The following is a 15,108-nucleotide window of genomic DNA, read 5'->3' as shown; positions in this document are numbered from 1 at the left end:
AATAGCCGTGCCTCGATCTCCCGGGCTTATCCCCCATGACAGCAGCTAGAGGGCGATTTGCTTTCATACCGATCGTGATGCCTCACCCACTCCATGATTTCCTCTTCATTGCGGCCCTTGGGCGTGAGGTCCAGGTAGTTGTAGGCGCCCACCAACATGTCCAGGCCCCGGGCGTAGGTGGAATAGGTGTGGAAGATGTCGCCGGCGTCGTTGCGATAAAACACGCTGAGGCCGGGGAGTTCTTCTTCGGCACCGTCGGATTTTTCGTAGTTGTAGGTAGCCGTGCCTGCGGCGACCTCTTCGGCTCGGGCCGACACGCCAAAGTCGTAGTTGAAGTCGCTGTTTTCGGACGATACCCAGTCGAACTTCCAGCCCATGCGTTGCTTGAAGGCCTGGAATTCGGCGAGCGGTGCGTGGGAAACCGCCACTACTGCCACGTCATGATGGGCCAGGTGCTGGTTGGCACCGTCGATGTGGTCGGACAAAAACGAGCAACCGGGGCAGCCTTCATCCCAGCCTGGGGCGAACATGAAGTGGTAGATGACCAACTGGTTGCGACCGCCGAACAGGTCGGCCAGTTTCTGTTCGCCATGGGTGCTTTGAAAGCGGTAGTCCTTGTCGATTTTCACCCAGGGCAGGGCGCGACGCTCAGCGCTGAGTTTGTCGCGTTCCTTGGTGAAGGCTTTTTCGTTGGCCAGGTGTTGTTTGCGGGCGGCGAGCCATTCTTCTCGCGATACGACCGGATGATTCTGAATGTTCATGGGGGTTTCTCCTGCGCGGTGCTGGGAGGCGACGTACACAGCCTAGTCGTTTGACCTATGCAAAATTCGACATACCGCCGATCGGTGCCGTTCAAAACCTCGGCTGAACGGCTTCCCGCCGTGTCGGTCACAACCTATGAAGGCCATCACACTCACTGGCTTTGGAGGTTGAATCAGGATGACGACTTATAACTGGGATTTGATTGAACGCTTGCTGCACGAAGTGCAGAACAGTGCCGGCCATAGCTTTACTCCAAGGCCCTACGCTGAACAGCTTTCGGCGGAAAAGGCGGAAGAGGGCGAGCTAATTGGCAACCTCGACCACCTGAAAGTGATCGCCACCGAGTACGAAAAGTTGCTGCTGGATCGTGGCTTTATCGCATCGCGACCTGAGGACGAGGGGGGAAATGGCGAGAACTTCGTTTTGACGCCTCGTGGCTCGAGTTTGTTGAGCCTGATCGACAGCAGCATTCCGGGCAATGACCATCCGCGCCAGGTGCTGGATGAACAGGCGGATGCGCTGGATGACGTGACGTTTGATGAGGTGGCGTCGAAGGCACAGATTGCCTGACTTCCTGCAAACAGCAAAAGATCGCAGCCTTCGGCAGCTCCTACAGGTGTACACAAAACACTGGAGCTGCCGAAGGCTGCGATCTTTTGATCTTGTTTTTACCCCTGCTGCACCGCCTTCAAACATTTCAAATCAGTGAAGTCCTTCCTTACCCCATCAATCTTCTTCAACAACCGCTGACGCTGAGCCGGTGTGCTCTCGGCCATCAAATCCACCAGCAACCCCCGCGCTTGAGCCTCGGTGTTGGCGTAGGCCAAGCGGTAATCCGCTGTCCACAAACTCTCGCGATTGACCAGAAGTGTCTCGATTCGCTGTGGGAATTCTGGACTATGGCGCTGCGCGACTGCCGCACTGAACTGTTTTTGCCAATGGACGCGGTTGGCGATCCATTGCTGATTCTGGTCACTCAAGGCGTTCGACCAGGCCACAACCCGTTGTTGCTGACTGGGGCTGAGCGGGCCGAGCCAGTCGTTCAGACGTTTGTCCATGCGCACGCCACGCTCCTTGATTTGCTGATCAAGGGACGGCTTGAGGTATTCCTCCTGACGTTTGCGCTGGTCCTTGGCGAAGGCATCGTTCATCTCTGCCACCTGCTGGTCATCCAGCCCCTGCAACAACTCGATGGCGGATGGGGTTATTTCCCGAGCGGTCTGGGCGATGGCTTTTTTGGCTTCCTGGGTGCGGGCCTGCAGCGCTTCGTCAGTGACTTGATTGGTCTCGACCATGGCCTGCAAACGGTCCAGCCAATCCAGGTAGCCCGGCAGTTGGGTCGTGCAGTGCCAGCTCAGATGCTCCTTGAGGCGCTCGTTGAACCAGCCTTTTTGCTCGCCGTTCATGTCCAGATAGTCGCTGAGCGTCCACGGAATGATCACGTCGAGATTGCGGTACGCCAGCCCCACGCGGCTACATGCGCCGAGGGCGAGGGAGAGGGTAATCAGGACGGCAATGTGTTTAAACCAGCGCGACATGGGCGAGTCCTTGCGAAGGCCTGGCTTCTTTGATGAGGGTCTTTATGTGAACGCAAGATAAGCCCGGCAGTTCAAGCCGATCAATAAAAGCTGCGTTCAGCCTTGAGGGTCACTAGCCCATCGCACTGGCTGTTGTGCCCTGAGTAGGCGGAGCATTCACTGCCGCTGAGGTTGGAATCGCTGTAGATCAGGTTCAGGTCGACCCCCATGAACGCACGGGACAGTTGCAACGACCAATCGTTGAAACTGCTGACCGAGCCTCCGTCGACGGAGACCGGTGAATTGAGCTGGTGGGTGGTGTATTTCAGGCTGATCCCGATTCCGAACGGCTGATTGCCACCCAGATCGGCAAACACGGTGCTGTTCTGTTTGTCCGGGTCGTCGCTGAAGGCTGCGCCGAAACGGCTGCCCAGGAAGGTCAAGCCACCGAACAGCTCCTGGCTGTCGAGCGTGTCCAGTTTTGGATAGCTGTAATGGATCATGCCGACTTCGTAGCCGAGGGTGTGATCGAAAGGCTGTTTAAAGCCCATGTAGGAATCGACTTCGAGGTTACTGCCCGGGGTCAACCCTGCGCTTGGTGACCATTGGCCGACGTAGAATCCGCTGTCATGGCTCAAGTCGAGGCCGCCATGGAATGAGCCGGTACTGGCGGGCTTGACCAACCCCTGAGCCATGCTGCGGCTGGGAGTGGTGCCGAGTTTGAGGTCGAAGTCGCCCAGTTCGCGCTGGAAGATTTGCGCATTGGCAACCGGGCACGACAGCAGAAGGCTGCAGAGCAATAAACAGGAGGGTTTGAACATGCGTCACTCCATGATCAGCGAGGGAGCAGTCATCAAAGTCTGCTGAAACGCTTAATCTAGACGTGTGCAAGCATACCGGCGAATGCTCGGCATCGAGGGCCGTTCGTCGATTTTTGGAATATTGATGGGTTTTTCGGGGTGTTGCGGGAGGGTTCCAGTCCAAGCGCTTCGAAGCTCAAAGCGCTTATGGACCAGTTAAAGCACCGTGTTACTTTTTGCCGAGCGTGATTTGCTTGGACGGGCCGAATGTCTGGCCGCTGACGCCTTTGGCAATTTGCTGGATTTCACCGCCGGACTTGAGGAACGCAGCAATCTGGTTGTTGATCGATTCGCTGGTTTCAACGGCTGGAGCTGGCTTTGCTTTGCTGTTGGATGCTTTTACACGCATGGCGGCCATTAACCTGTAGAAAATTAACTTGGCCAGGCATCGTACAGGAAATACTTGACAATTGCTTGGTAAATATCCCCCTGAAATAACCTGGGCCATCACTCGATTATTCACAAGTTATTGTTCGAAATACCCGGCTAAGCTGCTGTTTTAAATAAGAAGACAGCTGGGAAAATAGCGCCTTCGGCTCGACGGATGATGGCCATTGGCGCCAGGTCAGTCTGACGAGCGGCCGCGAGCCTGGCGCCAAAACCCAGGAAAATTAAGGCCTTCGGAGGATTTTCTCGCGCCACCGGGCTGGCCGGCGAGCGCAGCCCGTAAAACCGGGTAGAATGCCGCCCACGCAATGAGGGTATTGGAAATGGCTTTAGTCGGGCGCTACAACAGTTTGCAAGTGGTTAAACACACTAACTTCGGTTTATATCTGGACGGTGGCGCGGATGGTGAAATCCTTCTGCCTAATCGTTATATCCCCAAAGATATTCCCAGCGAAGATGAAGACTGGCTCAACGTTTTTGTTTATCTGGACAGCGATGACAAACTCATCGCAACTACCGAAACGCCGAAAGTTCAGGTCGGTGAATTCGCCAGTTTGAAAGTCGTTGAAGTCAACAGCATCGGCGTGTTCCTGGATTGGGGTCTGCCGAAGGACCTGTTGCTGCCGTACTCCGAAGAAAAACGCCAGATGACCGCCGGCGAATATGTGGTGGTGCACGTCTACCTCGACAAGCACACCCGCCGCATCACTGCGACCGCGCGTCTGGACCGTTACCTGGACAAGACCCCGGCCAGCTACACCCCGGGCCAGGAAGTTGATTTGCTGGTTGCCGAAGCCACGGACATGGGCTTCAAGGCAATTATCAACAACAAGCACTGGGGCCTGATTCACAAGAATGAAATCTTCAAGTTCATGCGCGCCGGTAAAGAAGAGAAGGGCTTTATCAAAGAAGTCCGTACCGACGGCAAGATCAGCCTGAGCCTGCAACCGGTCGGCGAAGAAGCCGCCACCAGCCTGAACTCGAAGATCCTCGCCAAGCTGCGCGACAACAACGGCACGTTGCCGATCAGCGACAAGAGCGATCCGACCCTGATCAGCAGTATGTTCGGCGTCAGCAAAGGCAACTTCAAGAAGGCTATCGGCGCGTTGTACAAGAACGGCCAGATCGTCATTCATGCGGATCGCATTGAACTAAGCTGACCTCGCATCGGCTCCTGTAGGAGCTGCCGAAGGCTGCGATCTTTTGATCTTGATCTTATAAAGTCAAAAGATCGCAGCCTGCGGCAGCTCCTACACGGAGTTCACATGAGGTCGGGTGCTATGAAAAAAGCCTTGTTCGCCTACGCCGGCACCTTGCTGGCGTTTCTCCTGCTCGACGGCCTCTGGCTCGGCGTGTTGATGGCCCCGACTTACCGGGCGCTGCTCGGACCCCTGATGCTCGATCAACCGCTGCTGGTTCCGGCAGCGGTGTTCTATCTCCTTTATGTAATCGGTTGTGTGGTGTTCGTGGTATTGCCCGCGAGTACCTGGCAGCGAGCTGCGCGGATGGGCGCGTTATTGGGGTTGGTGGCTTACGGCACTTATGACTTGAGTAACTGGGCGACGCTGAACGGCTGGTCGGCGCAGTTGGCGGTGATGGATATGGCGTGGGGCACCTTGGCCACCTGCATTGCATGCACGGTCGGGTATTGGGTTGCGCGCAAGGCGCCGTGATCTGAGTTGTTTGCAATGACGCCTTCGCGAGCAAGCCCGCTCCCACAGCGGATCTGTATTTGGCCTAAGTTCTTCATTCCACATAAATCCCTGTGGGAGCGAGCCTGCTCGTGATTGACTGCATAGCAGTCACTCCCTTCCAGTTGTATACAGAAAATCCTGCACTGTTTGCAGGCGCTAGCGCCCTGTTCATGGGCAATTTCCCTTCCTATATGATTTTGAAATCAGTCCATGTTCCGGACTGAAAGCCAGCTCTGTCACAGCTTTCACACCTATGGCACGCATTCTGCGTAGCAACCCGTATACAAACCATGCCAGCTCCCGTACGCAGTGTGGTCGCCACATCAATCCCGGGGGCCGCGCCTGTACTGACGAGGAGCCCCGCGATGACCGAGCAAGTGCCCAACGGCTACAGCCCACGCCTGTATAACCAGGACTTGGGGCCGCTGCCGCAGAAATGGAATTGGTACAACATCTTCGCCTTCTGGATGAGCGACGTGCACAGCGTCGGTGGTTATGTGTTCGCCGCCAGCCTGTTCGCCCTCGGGCTGGCCAGTTGGCAGGTGTTGATCGCCTTGCTCGGCGGGATCTGCATCGTGCAATTGATCGCTAACCTGGTCGCCAAACCAAGCCAGCAAGCGGCGGTGCCTTACCCGGTAATTTGCCGACTCGCATTCGGGGTGTTCGGGGCGAATATTCCTGCGGTCATCCGCGGCCTTATCGCAGTCGCCTGGTATGGGATTCAGACATATTTGGCGTCTAGTGCACTGATCATCGTTGTGCTGCGGTTTTTTCCTACGATGGCGGCGTACGCCGAACCGCATTTCGCCGGTTTGTCCTACCTCGGCTGGTTCGGTTTCCTCAGCCTGTGGTTCGTTCAGGCGCTGGTGTTCTGGACCGGCATGGAATCGATCCGCCGCTTTATCGATTGGGCAGGGCCGGTGGTTTATGGCGTGATGTTCATGCTCGCGGGCTGGATCGTCTGGAAGGCTGGCTGGAGCAACATCAGCTTCACCCTCGCGGAAAAATCCCTGTCCGGCTGGGAGGCTTTCGGACAAGTCATCGTCGCGACGGCGTTGGTGGTGTCGTACTTTTCCGGGCCGACCCTGAACTTCGGTGATTTCAGTCGCTACTGCCGCAGCATGAAGGACGTGCGCCGGGGCAATTTCTGGGGCTTGCCGGTGAATTTTCTGGCGTTCTCGCTGGTGACGGTGGTCATCGTCTCAGGCACCTTGCCGGTGTTCGGTGAAATGCTCCACGACCCGATCGCCACCGTGGCCCGCATCGACAACAGCGTAGCGGTGCTGCTCGGTGCGTTTGCTTTCGTGACCGCCACCATCGGCATCAATATCGTCGCCAACTTTGTGTCCCCGGCGTTCGACTTCGCCAACGTCGCCCCGAGCAAAATCAGCTGGCGTGCCGGTGGCATGATCGCTGCGGTGGCGTCGATCTTCATCACCCCGTGGAACCTGTTCAACAACCCCGACGTGATCCATTACACCCTCGATGTACTCGCGGCGTTTATCGGGCCGTTGTTCGGGATTCTGCTGGTGGATTACTACCTGATCAAAAAGCAGCAGATCGATGTGGACGCGCTGTTCAATGATGGTCCCAGCGGGAAGTATTACTACAGCGGCGGGGTCAACTGGACGGCGGTCAAGGCGCTGATTCCTGCAACGTTGTTGGGCGTGGCGATTACCTTCACCCCGGTCCTGCAACCGATGGCCAACTTCGCCTGGTTTACCGGATGCTTCCTGGGCGGGGCGATTTACTTCCTTTTGGCTTGGCGCGAGCAGACCCAGCAAGCAGCAGTGGTCGCCACGGCGGGATAACGCAATCCCCTTGTGGGAGCGGCGGTGCGACGATTCGACTTGCTCGCGAAAGCGGTGTGTCAGTAGACATTTCTATTAACTGACACGGCCTCTTCGCGAGCAAGCCCGCTCCCACAGGGAATTTAAAGGTCTCTGGCAGGCGGCATTTTCTGGCCACCTGGTTGATAATCGACAGCATAATTTTTCGCCCCCGACCTTGAGTCGGGGGCTTTGCTTTTACTGTCGAGTCACTGCCATGGATTGTGTTGTCGAGGTGTTCCGGTGAGCGCCACCCGGCGTAGCGCCGATAAATTTGCCCTGCAAGTGATGATCGGGCTGTGCCTGATCTGGGGCGTGCAACAAGTGATGATCAAGTGGGCAGCGCCCGACATCGCGCCGGTCATGCAGGCTGCCGGGCGCTCGGGTATTTCTGCGTTGCTTGTAGGACTTCTCATCTGCTGGAAGGGCGGTTGGGATCAGGTCAGCACAACCTGGCGCGGTGGACTACTGGCCGGTGCGCTGTTTGGCCTGGAGTTCTTCTTCATTTCCGAAGGCCTGCAACTGACCACCGCTGCGCACATGTCGGTGTTTCTCTACACCGCACCGATCTTCACCGCGTTGGGCGTTCACTGGCTGTTGCCGAGTGAGCGTTTAAGGCCGGTGCAATGGTTGGGGATTTTTCTCGCATTCGTCGGGATCGCCATCGCGTTTGCCGGCGGTGTGTCCTGGGACAACCTCGACCACCGCATGTTGATGGGCGATGCCTTGGGCGTGTTGGCCGGTGCCAGTTGGGGTGCGACCACCGTGGTGGTGCGTGCTTCGCGCCTGTCGGAAGCGCCGGTGACCCTGACCCTGTTCTATCAACTGATCGTCGGTTTTGTCGGCCTGTTGCTGATCGCCATCCTTAGCGGCCAGGTGACCCACGTCAGCCTGACCACCGTGGCGGTGGCCAGTGTGCTGTTCCAGGGCCTGGTGGTGTCGTTCTTCAGTTACCTGACCTGGTTCTGGCTGTTGCGCCGTTATCTGGCGGCGAACCTTGCGGTGTTCTCGTTCATGACGCCGCTGTTCGGCGTCACGTTCGGCGTGGTGTTGCTGGGTGAAGACCTGAGCCTCAACTTTGTGGTCGGCGCGGTGCTGGTGCTGCTCGGCATCACGTTTGTCAGCGCTGAACAGTGGGTGCGCCGTCGTTTGCGCAAAGCCCTCGGCCAGCAGTGAGTGGGCCCAGCAGCAAACCGCCGGCGATCAGCAAACCGCTTCCGGCGATCACCAGCGCGGGTTGCAAACCGCCACTGAAATGGCTGCTCAATGCGGCCAGCAACGGCCCGCTGAGCTGACCCACGGCAAAGCACGCGGTCAGCAGCCCGGCGTTGCGCTGGGTGGCGTGGGGTGCCAGTTCCCGGGAGCGTTGCATCACCAATTGCATGCAGGCCAGGAACGGCGTGCCGCAGAGGATCACGCCCAACGCCAGGCCCGGGCCGCTGCCCAGCAAACAGGCGAAAACCCCGGCAGCTTGTAGCCATAACGTTGCCATCAGCCAGTGCCGCGTGGCGTTCGGGTTGTGCCGGCGCAAACTCACCAGTACGACCCCGATGGCCGCCGCAAGACCGAAGCACGGCCAGAACAGATCGGCCATCCACTGACCGTGGAACTGCGCGTTGGCCATTTGCGAGAGAAACGTGGCCGGGATGATGTAGCCCAAACCGTACAAGGCGTAGATCACCCCTAAACGGCCGATGCCTTGATTGCCTGATGTATTGGCCGTCGGTGTTGGTGCTGCGGCAGTCGATTGTGGCAGGAACGGCAGGATGACCAGCAGCATCACCAGCGCGACAGCGGCATACACCAGCCACAAGGTCGCGGAGGATTGCCCGAGGAGGTTCGAGCCCAAGGCCAGCAACCCCGTCAGAAAAATCCCCAACCCCGGTCCGGCAAACACCAGCGCGCCAAGCCGTGGACGACCGGCCGCGGCTGCCAGTGGCTGGCTCAATGCGGTGATCATCACCAACACCCAGGCGCTGGCGACGCCGGTGCCGAAGCGCAGCAGTAGATGAGACCAGAAGCCGTTGGCCCAGAACGATGCGAGGGTCAGCAGCACGCAGAGCCATAAGCCACCGAGCAGGCGCCGGCGGACTTGCTCGGGGCGGCGCGAGAACATCGCGTCCACTGCACCGACGAAATAGCCGAGGTAGTTGGCCGCTGCAATCAGACCGGCGGCGGTCAGGTCGATCTGCCCTTCGCTGAGCAGGTGCGGAAGTTGTGGCGTCAGGGCGAAACGCCCGATGCCCATGGCCATCATCAGGGCGATGAAGCTGGCGATTAAGCGAATCAGAGGGGACATGGTCTGAATTCCATTCGAGGATCAATGACCGTCAGGCTAGGACTGATTGACTTTCTTTTAAAATGAATAATAGTGAGTAACTTGTTCTGTATTGGAGAATGGTGTGGAATTCAGCCAATTGCGGATTTTCCAGGCTGTGGCGCAAGAGGGCTCGATCACTCGGGCTGCCGAACGCCTGCACCGGGTGCCGTCGAATCTGTCGACTCGGCTCAAACAACTGGAAGAGCAACTCGGTGTCGAACTTTTCCTTCGCGAGCGTCAGCGTTTGCAGTTGTCGCCTGCGGGAAAAGTCCTGCTGGATTACACCGCCAAGCTGTTTGCCCTGCACGACGAAGCCAGCGCGGCGGTGCAGGGCGGGCAACCGGCCGGTGACTTCGTGCTTGGCACCATGTACAGCACGGCGGCTATCCACCTTCCGGGGCTGTTGGCGCGCTATCACCGCACGTACCCGGCGGTGAACCTGCAAGTGCAGTCCGGTCCCAGCGGCGAATTGCTCGAAGGTTTGCTCACCGGGCGTCTCGATGCGGCACTGGTGGACGGTCCGCTGGAACTCGCGGGCCTCGACGGCGTGCCGTTTTGCGACGAACGGCTGGTGTTGATCAGCGAGGCCGATCACCCGCCGATCCACAGTGCGCTGGATGTGGAAGGGCGTTCAGTGTTCACCTTCCGGCAGGGTTGTTCCTACCGGATGCGCCTGGAGGCCTGGTTCGCCCATTACCACGCGGCCATGGGCCGGGCGATGGAGATCGAGTCTTATCCGGGGATGCTCGCCTGTGTGATCGCTGGCTCCGGCGTGGCGTTGATGTCGGAGTCGATGCTCGCCAGCCTGCCGGGTCGAGAAAGCGTGGCGGTGCACCCGCTGGCCGAGCCATTTGCCAGCGCCACCACGTGGCTGATGTGGCGTAAAGGCATGCTCGGGGCGAACTTGAACGCGTGGCTTGAGCAGCAGCAAGCGGTCTATCCGGCGCTGCCGAGTCAGGCTCGGGCGACGGCTTGAACTAACGGTCAGCTATTTGGATCAATTCAGTAACAGATCATTGCGATCTTGGGCGAGCATTGCGTAGGACTTCGGACTATTATCAGTGCGAAGTGGCTACAGAATTCCGGCCACTCGGCACTACCCTGAAGGGGGCACCATGAAAGAGAAAATCCAAAACTGGCTGCATGACCTGGGTGTCGCACTCGGTTTGATCGAACCGCCTCTGCAACCTGTGCCTATTCGCACTGACGACGAACAGCGTCGACGCCAGCAGCGCCGCCGGTAACTGCCAGAACGGAGCCTGCGGCAAGTGGGCTTGTTGTGGCGAGGGGGCTTGCCCCCGTCCGGCTGCGTAGCAGTCGTAAATCGGCTGCCTCGGTCAATCTGATTCAACTTGGGTGAATGGTTTTGGGGCTACTCCGCAGCCCAACGGGGGCAAGCCCCCTCGCCACAAAAGCGGCCCTTGCCAGAGATTTCGGGTGTATTTGGCAACCCCTCTCAATCCCTCCCGATCTTCACTAAAAACCGACTCAAATCATTCGCTGTCCTGGCGGTCTTGAGCATCCGGTCTTCCTCCGCCGTAAACGCGGTCAACCCCAGCTCATCTTCCAGATGGAAGATCAGCTCCTCGATATCTTCTTTATCCAATCCCAACTGCGCCAGGCTGACGTGGTCGTCGAAGTCCTTCCGATCTTCCAGCAGGCGGCTGATAAAGTGATGCACAGCAGCACGAACGGCAGCTCTTTTCATGGTCGCTCTTCGAGGGCGTTATTGTTGTTGTCCCTGCGCTGAGTACAGCAGGCTTCAGCCGTGCGAGCGCTGCCACTCGTCAATCATCGTGCGTAAATGCTCCCCGGAAAAACTCCCGAAATGCCCGCCATGTACCGTGCGGATCGGCAACGCATGCAAGCGTTGCAGGCTGCGGGCGTAGTCGTCGAGGTTGGAGTGGTAGGCGTCTTCGATCAGCGGCCCGTCGTAGATGATGTCGCCGCTGAACAGCGTCTCGGTTGCCGCTTCATACAGGCTGATACCACCCGGCGAATGCCCCGGCGTGTGCAGCACTTGCAGCACGCGATCACCCAGGTCCAGCACATCGCCTTCTTCAATCATGCCCGTGGCCGGCGCGGCTTTGACCCGGTATTCGGCGTAACACAGCGGGCAATCGGGATGCGCCTCGAACATCTCGTCGCCGACAAACGCCGTGCTCAAGGTGTTCTCGCCGTTGGGCGCAGCGAGAATCTGCGCTTCGGCCGGGTGCACCAGTCGTTCAGAAAATTCGTGATGCCCGGCGATATGATCGAAATGGCAATGGCTGGCCACCGCCACCAGCGGCCGCTCGGTGATCCACGGTAGTTGCTCGCGCAGGCTCACCAGCCCCGAGCCGCTGTCCAGCAGCAAATCCTTGTCGCGGCCCTGGATGTGCCAGAGGTTGCAGCGGTAGAAGGGACGGATGTAAGGCTCGTGAATCAGGCGAATGCCGTCACTGAGCTGTTTGACCTCGAACCACTGATCGCGGCTGACGATCTTCATAAGTTTTCTCCAGACGAAAAAAAACGGGTGTGGCAACCGACGCCACACCCGTCGAAGAAAGCATCAAGTCGTTATGTTCAGCTTAGGCGGCGCTAGCCACCACTGCCGGGCGACGGGACATCAGGCTGACCAGCACAAAGCTCACCAGACCTACGCCGAGGCTGTAATAGATCGGCGTGTTGGCGTCCAGACCGTCCTTGAACATGAACACCAGCGCGGTGGCGAAGCCCATGCCCATGCTGGCGATGGCGCCGGCGGTGGTTGCGCGCTTCCAGAAAATCGCACCGATCAACGGGATCAGCATGCCGCCCACCAGCAGGTTGTACGCCAGGGTCAGGGCGCTGATCACGTCGTTGACCACCAGGGCGATGCCGAGCACCACCAGGCCGGTCAGCAGGGTGAACAGACGGTTCATGCCCAGGCTCGACTGTTTACCGCCGCGCAGTTTCGGTAGCAGGTCTTCGGTCAGGGTGGTGGCAGCGGCGAGCAGGCCGGCGCTGGCGGTGGACATCATCGCAGCCAGTGCCGCGGCAATTACCAAGCCACGGATACCGTCCGGCAGGGACAGCTTAACGATGGCGGCGAAGGCGTTGTTGACGTTGTCCAGGTCCGGAATCAGTACGTGAGCGGCCATGCCGATCAGGGCGCAGGCCAGTCCGTAAAGGATGCAGTAGAAGCCTGCGAATGTACCGGCGACCTGAGCCACTTTGGCGCTCTTGACGGTGAACACCCGTTGCCAGATGTCCTGACCGATCAGGATGCCGAAGAAGTAGATCATGAAGTAGGTAATGATCGTGTCCCAGCCGATGGTGGTGAAGCTGAAGGCGCTCGCCGGCAGTTTCAACACCAACTGATCCCAACCACCGACGCGGTACAGGCAGATTGGCAACAGGATGAACATCAGGCCCACGGTCTTGATCACGAACTGGACGATGTCGGTCAGGGTCAGCGACCACATGCCGCCGATGGCCGAGTAGATCACCACCACGCCACCACCGAGCAATACCGAAATCCAGAACGGCAGGCCGAACAGCACTTGCAGCACGGTGCCAATGGCCAGGATCGAGACCACGCCGATCATCAGCGCGTACGCCAGCATGATCACCGCGCTCGCCGAGCGGGCCATCGGGTTGTAGCGTTTTTCCAGCACCTGGGTAACGGTGTAGATCTTCAGTTTCAGCAGCGGTTTGGCGAGGAACAGGTTCAGCGCGACGATCCCGCAACCCAGTGCGGCGCACAGCCAGAAACCGGAGATGCCATGGACGTAGCCCAGGCGTACGGTGCCAACGGTGGACGCGCCGCCGAGTACGGTGGCGGCCATGGTGCCCATGTAGAGGCTCGGGCCGAGGTTACGACCGGCGACCAAAAAGTCTTCGTTGGTCTTGGCTTTGCGCATGCCGTAGTAGCCGAGTAACAGCATCGCGGCGGCGTAGATGAGTACGACGGTTAAATCCAGTGCCATGATGGCGTGTCTCCGATTGTCTTTTTTATGGTGAGGCTGAATAGCATTGCTGTGATGCGGGCTTTTGTGGCGAGGGGACTTGCTCCCGCTGGGCTGCGAAGCAGCCCCAAATTCCGCAACCGAGTTTCTTCAGGGGAAACCCAATCGCCTGTTTTGCGACTGCTGCGCAGTCGAGCGGGAGCAAGCTCCCTCGCCACAGGTATTCACCACATCAGCATGTTTTGTTTATCAGGCGGCTTGGCGCATCGCCGGTTTAGCGAGCGAATCCGTGCCCTTGCTGCGTACATCGTCCGGGCCAAACACTTCCCGCGATTCCGGGAACAGGCTCAACAACGCCAGGTACACCAGCGACGCCAGGCCCAGGGTCACCGGCAGGCTGATGTCGATACCGCCGGCCAGGTTGCCCAGCACACCCACAAATTGCCCCGGCAGGTTCACGAAGCACAAACCTACCAACGCACTCGGGATCCAGGCACCCAGGCCACGCCAGTTCCAGCCGTGGGTGAACCAGTAGCGGCCACCTTTCTCGCCGCGGGTGAACACTTGCAGGTCATCCGGGCAGTAGAAGCCGCGGCGCACGACCAGGCCGATGATCATGATCACCATCCATGGCGTGGTGCAGGTGATGATCAGCACGGCGAAGGTCGACACGCTCTGCACCAGATTCGCCGCAAAGCGCCCGATGAAGATGAAGGCAATCGACATCACGCCGATCAGCAACGTCGCCTTGACCCGCGACAGCAGCCGAGGGAACACGCTGGACATGTCCAGCCCGGTGCCATACAACGAGGTTGTGCCGGTGGACATGCCGCCGATCACCGCAATCATGCACACCGGCAGGAAGAACCAGTTCGGCGACACCGCCAGCAGACCGCCGACGTAGTTGTTGGCCGCGATGTAGTCCGGTGCCTTGATCGCCACGATGGTCGCGGTGGCCAGGCCGAACAGGAACGGGATGAAGGTCGCGATCTGCGAAATCACCACAGCCGCCATGATCCGGCCTTTTGGTGTATCGCGCGGGATGTAGCGCGACCAGTCGCCGAGGAACGCACCGAAGGAAATCGGGTTGCTCATCGCCACCAGCGCAGCACCGATGAACGCGGCCCAGAAGCCCGGTTGACCCATGCTGACGGTGCCGGCGAAGTTCACATCGAAAGGCCCGGCGAAGGCGAAGATGCCCAGCAGGAACAGCAGGCTGGCGCTCCACACCGCGATCTTGTTGACCCACAGCAGGAAACGGAAGCCGTAGATGCACACCGTCAGCACCAGAATCGCGAACAGACCATAGGCCAGGCCCAGTGTCAGGTCGGTTTCCGGCAAGCCGATCAGGCGTTTGGCACCACCGATCAGCGCATCACCTGAACTCCACACCGAGAGCGAGAAGAAGGCGATGGCGGTCAACAGCGACAGGAACGAACCGACGATCCGCCCGTGCACACCGAAGTGCGCGCCGGAGGACACGGCGTTGTTGGTGCCGTTGATCGGGCCGAACAGGCCCATCGGCGCGAGGATCAGCGAACCCAGCAACACGCCCAGCACAATCGCCCAGACACCGGCCTGGAAAGACAAACCGAACAGCACCGGGAAACTGCCGAGCACGGCGGTGGCAAAGGTGTTGGAACCGCCGAAGATCATCCGGAACAAATCCGTCGGGCCTGCGGTACGTTCGCTGTCCGGGATCTGTTCGACCCCGTAGGTTTCAATTTGCGTAAGGCTTTGGTCTTTGTCTTTGTTGTTTTTATTCATGATCAGCTCCGATCATAAAGGCGCGCTCATCGTGCGTGAGCGT

The 15,108-nt window shown here is 58.9% G+C and carries 16 protein-coding genes; 7 read left to right on the top strand and 9 right to left on the bottom strand.

Annotated features, from left to right (window positions below):
* Positions 1 to 26 precede the first annotated feature (26 nt).
* Positions 27 to 761 carry a DUF899 domain-containing protein gene (locus AC1MEW_RS29450; protein WP_201255728.1) on the bottom strand — a complete coding sequence of 245 codons (735 nt, stop codon included), beginning with the start codon at positions 759 to 761 and terminating at the stop codon, positions 27 to 29.
* Between the two features lie 178 nt (positions 762 to 939).
* Here AC1MEW_RS29450 and AC1MEW_RS29445 point away from each other — a divergent pair, with 178 nt between their 5' ends.
* Positions 940 to 1,332, top strand: coding sequence for a transcriptional regulator (locus AC1MEW_RS29445; RefSeq protein WP_480424544.1), 393 nt, complete (start codon positions 940 to 942; stop codon positions 1,330 to 1,332).
* A 98-nt stretch (positions 1,333 to 1,430) separates the two neighbouring features.
* On the opposite strand, the gene AC1MEW_RS29440 is transcribed toward AC1MEW_RS29445, so the two are convergent.
* The 3 genes from AC1MEW_RS29440 to AC1MEW_RS29430 form a co-directional block, all read right to left on the bottom strand.
* A complete protein-coding gene (locus tag AC1MEW_RS29440) occupies positions 1,431 to 2,300 on the bottom strand; it encodes a DUF6279 family lipoprotein (protein ID WP_480424543.1) in 870 nt (289 codons plus the stop codon).
* 80 nt (positions 2,301 to 2,380) lie between these two features.
* Positions 2,381 to 3,100: a TorF family putative porin gene (locus tag AC1MEW_RS29435; protein ID WP_322270792.1), complete on the bottom strand. Its 720-nt coding sequence runs from the start codon at positions 3,098 to 3,100 to the stop codon at positions 2,381 to 2,383.
* 208 nt (positions 3,101 to 3,308) lie between these two features.
* The gene (locus AC1MEW_RS29430; protein WP_017337097.1) at positions 3,309 to 3,497 is read right to left on the bottom strand and encodes a hypothetical protein; all 189 of its coding nucleotides are present in this window, start codon (positions 3,495 to 3,497) and stop codon (positions 3,309 to 3,311) included.
* A 352-nt stretch (positions 3,498 to 3,849) separates the two neighbouring features.
* Here AC1MEW_RS29430 and AC1MEW_RS29425 point away from each other — a divergent pair, with 352 nt between their 5' ends.
* From AC1MEW_RS29425 to AC1MEW_RS29410, 4 genes are all read left to right on the top strand, one after another.
* A complete protein-coding gene (locus AC1MEW_RS29425; RefSeq protein ID WP_201201609.1) occupies positions 3,850 to 4,686 on the top strand; it encodes a CvfB family protein in 837 nt (278 codons plus the stop codon).
* A 120-nt stretch (positions 4,687 to 4,806) separates the two neighbouring features.
* Positions 4,807 to 5,199: a DUF2177 family protein gene (locus AC1MEW_RS29420; RefSeq protein ID WP_322270793.1), complete on the top strand. Its 393-nt coding sequence runs from the start codon at positions 4,807 to 4,809 to the stop codon at positions 5,197 to 5,199.
* A 386-nt stretch (positions 5,200 to 5,585) separates the two neighbouring features.
* Positions 5,586 to 7,031 (top strand): NCS1 family nucleobase:cation symporter-1, encoded by a 1,446-nt coding sequence (locus AC1MEW_RS29415; protein WP_480424541.1) that lies wholly within the window; start codon positions 5,586 to 5,588, stop codon positions 7,029 to 7,031.
* Positions 7,032 to 7,292: 261 nt separating this feature from the next.
* A complete protein-coding gene (locus AC1MEW_RS29410; protein ID WP_201201612.1) occupies positions 7,293 to 8,225 on the top strand; it encodes a DMT family transporter in 933 nt (310 codons plus the stop codon).
* Here AC1MEW_RS29410 and AC1MEW_RS29405 read toward each other — a convergent pair.
* Entirely contained in the window at positions 8,170 to 9,348 is a 1,179-nt protein-coding gene (locus AC1MEW_RS29405; RefSeq protein ID WP_480424540.1) for an MFS transporter, read from the bottom strand. The genes AC1MEW_RS29410 and AC1MEW_RS29405 overlap by 56 nt on opposite strands.
* Before the next feature lie 103 nt (positions 9,349 to 9,451).
* Between AC1MEW_RS29405 and ptrR the strand changes: the two genes are divergently transcribed.
* A complete protein-coding gene (ptrR, locus tag AC1MEW_RS29400; RefSeq protein WP_201201616.1) occupies positions 9,452 to 10,345 on the top strand; it encodes a putrescine utilization regulator PtrR in 894 nt (297 codons plus the stop codon).
* A 139-nt stretch (positions 10,346 to 10,484) separates the two neighbouring features.
* Positions 10,485 to 10,613, top strand: coding sequence for a PA1414 family protein (locus AC1MEW_RS29395; RefSeq protein WP_007914492.1), 129 nt, complete (start codon positions 10,485 to 10,487; stop codon positions 10,611 to 10,613).
* A 212-nt stretch (positions 10,614 to 10,825) separates the two neighbouring features.
* Here AC1MEW_RS29395 and AC1MEW_RS29390 read toward each other — a convergent pair whose 3' ends face one another.
* From AC1MEW_RS29390 to AC1MEW_RS29375, 4 genes are all read right to left on the bottom strand, one after another.
* A complete protein-coding gene (locus tag AC1MEW_RS29390; protein WP_480424538.1) occupies positions 10,826 to 11,077 on the bottom strand; it encodes an acyl carrier protein in 252 nt (83 codons plus the stop codon).
* Between the two features lie 54 nt (positions 11,078 to 11,131).
* On the bottom strand, positions 11,132 to 11,857 hold the full coding sequence (locus tag AC1MEW_RS29385) for an MBL fold metallo-hydrolase (RefSeq protein ID WP_480424536.1): 726 nt from the start codon (positions 11,855 to 11,857) through the stop codon (positions 11,132 to 11,134).
* An 82-nt stretch (positions 11,858 to 11,939) separates the two neighbouring features.
* The gene (locus tag AC1MEW_RS29380; protein WP_322270797.1) at positions 11,940 to 13,319 is read right to left on the bottom strand and encodes a sodium:solute symporter family protein; all 1,380 of its coding nucleotides are present in this window, start codon (positions 13,317 to 13,319) and stop codon (positions 11,940 to 11,942) included.
* A gap of 228 nt (positions 13,320 to 13,547) precedes the next feature.
* Complete coding sequence (locus AC1MEW_RS29375; RefSeq protein WP_480424533.1) at positions 13,548 to 15,065, bottom strand: purine-cytosine permease family protein; 1,518 nt, start codon at positions 15,063 to 15,065, stop codon at positions 13,548 to 13,550.
* Positions 15,066 to 15,108 lie beyond the last annotated feature (43 nt).

The sequence above is a fragment of the Pseudomonas sp. ASL4 genome (genome assembly GCF_056680395.1).
This window is presented reverse-complemented; position numbering and strand designations above follow the sequence as displayed.

What these genes read in the sequence shown, in the direction of transcription:
- AC1MEW_RS29450 (WP_201255728.1), bottom strand. Translation starts at nt 761, where the DNA reads ATGAACATTCAGAATCATCCGGTCGTATCGCGAGAAGAATGGCTCGCC.
- AC1MEW_RS29430 (WP_017337097.1), bottom strand. Translation starts at nt 3,497, where the DNA reads ATGGCCGCCATGCGTGTAAAAGCATCCAACAGCAAAGCAAAGCCAGCT.
- AC1MEW_RS29380 (WP_322270797.1), bottom strand. Translation starts at nt 13,319, where the DNA reads ATGGCACTGGATTTAACCGTCGTACTCATCTACGCCGCCGCGATGCTG.
- AC1MEW_RS29420 (WP_322270793.1), top strand. Translation starts at nt 4,807, where the DNA reads ATGAAAAAAGCCTTGTTCGCCTACGCCGGCACCTTGCTGGCGTTTCTC.
- AC1MEW_RS29390 (WP_480424538.1), bottom strand. Translation starts at nt 11,077, where the DNA reads ATGAAAAGAGCTGCCGTTCGTGCTGCTGTGCATCACTTTATCAGCCGC.
- AC1MEW_RS29415 (WP_480424541.1), top strand. Translation starts at nt 5,586, where the DNA reads ATGACCGAGCAAGTGCCCAACGGCTACAGCCCACGCCTGTATAACCAG.
- AC1MEW_RS29425 (WP_201201609.1), top strand. Translation starts at nt 3,850, where the DNA reads ATGGCTTTAGTCGGGCGCTACAACAGTTTGCAAGTGGTTAAACACACT.
- AC1MEW_RS29405 (WP_480424540.1), bottom strand. Translation starts at nt 9,348, where the DNA reads ATGTCCCCTCTGATTCGCTTAATCGCCAGCTTCATCGCCCTGATGATG.
- AC1MEW_RS29440 (WP_480424543.1), bottom strand. Translation starts at nt 2,300, where the DNA reads ATGTCGCGCTGGTTTAAACACATTGCCGTCCTGATTACCCTCTCCCTC.
- AC1MEW_RS29445 (WP_480424544.1), top strand. Translation starts at nt 940, where the DNA reads ATGACGACTTATAACTGGGATTTGATTGAACGCTTGCTGCACGAAGTG.
- AC1MEW_RS29385 (WP_480424536.1), bottom strand. Translation starts at nt 11,857, where the DNA reads ATGAAGATCGTCAGCCGCGATCAGTGGTTCGAGGTCAAACAGCTCAGT.
- AC1MEW_RS29395 (WP_007914492.1), top strand. Translation starts at nt 10,485, where the DNA reads ATGAAAGAGAAAATCCAAAACTGGCTGCATGACCTGGGTGTCGCACTC.
- AC1MEW_RS29375 (WP_480424533.1), bottom strand. Translation starts at nt 15,065, where the DNA reads ATGAATAAAAACAACAAAGACAAAGACCAAAGCCTTACGCAAATTGAA.
- AC1MEW_RS29435 (WP_322270792.1), bottom strand. Translation starts at nt 3,100, where the DNA reads ATGTTCAAACCCTCCTGTTTATTGCTCTGCAGCCTTCTGCTGTCGTGC.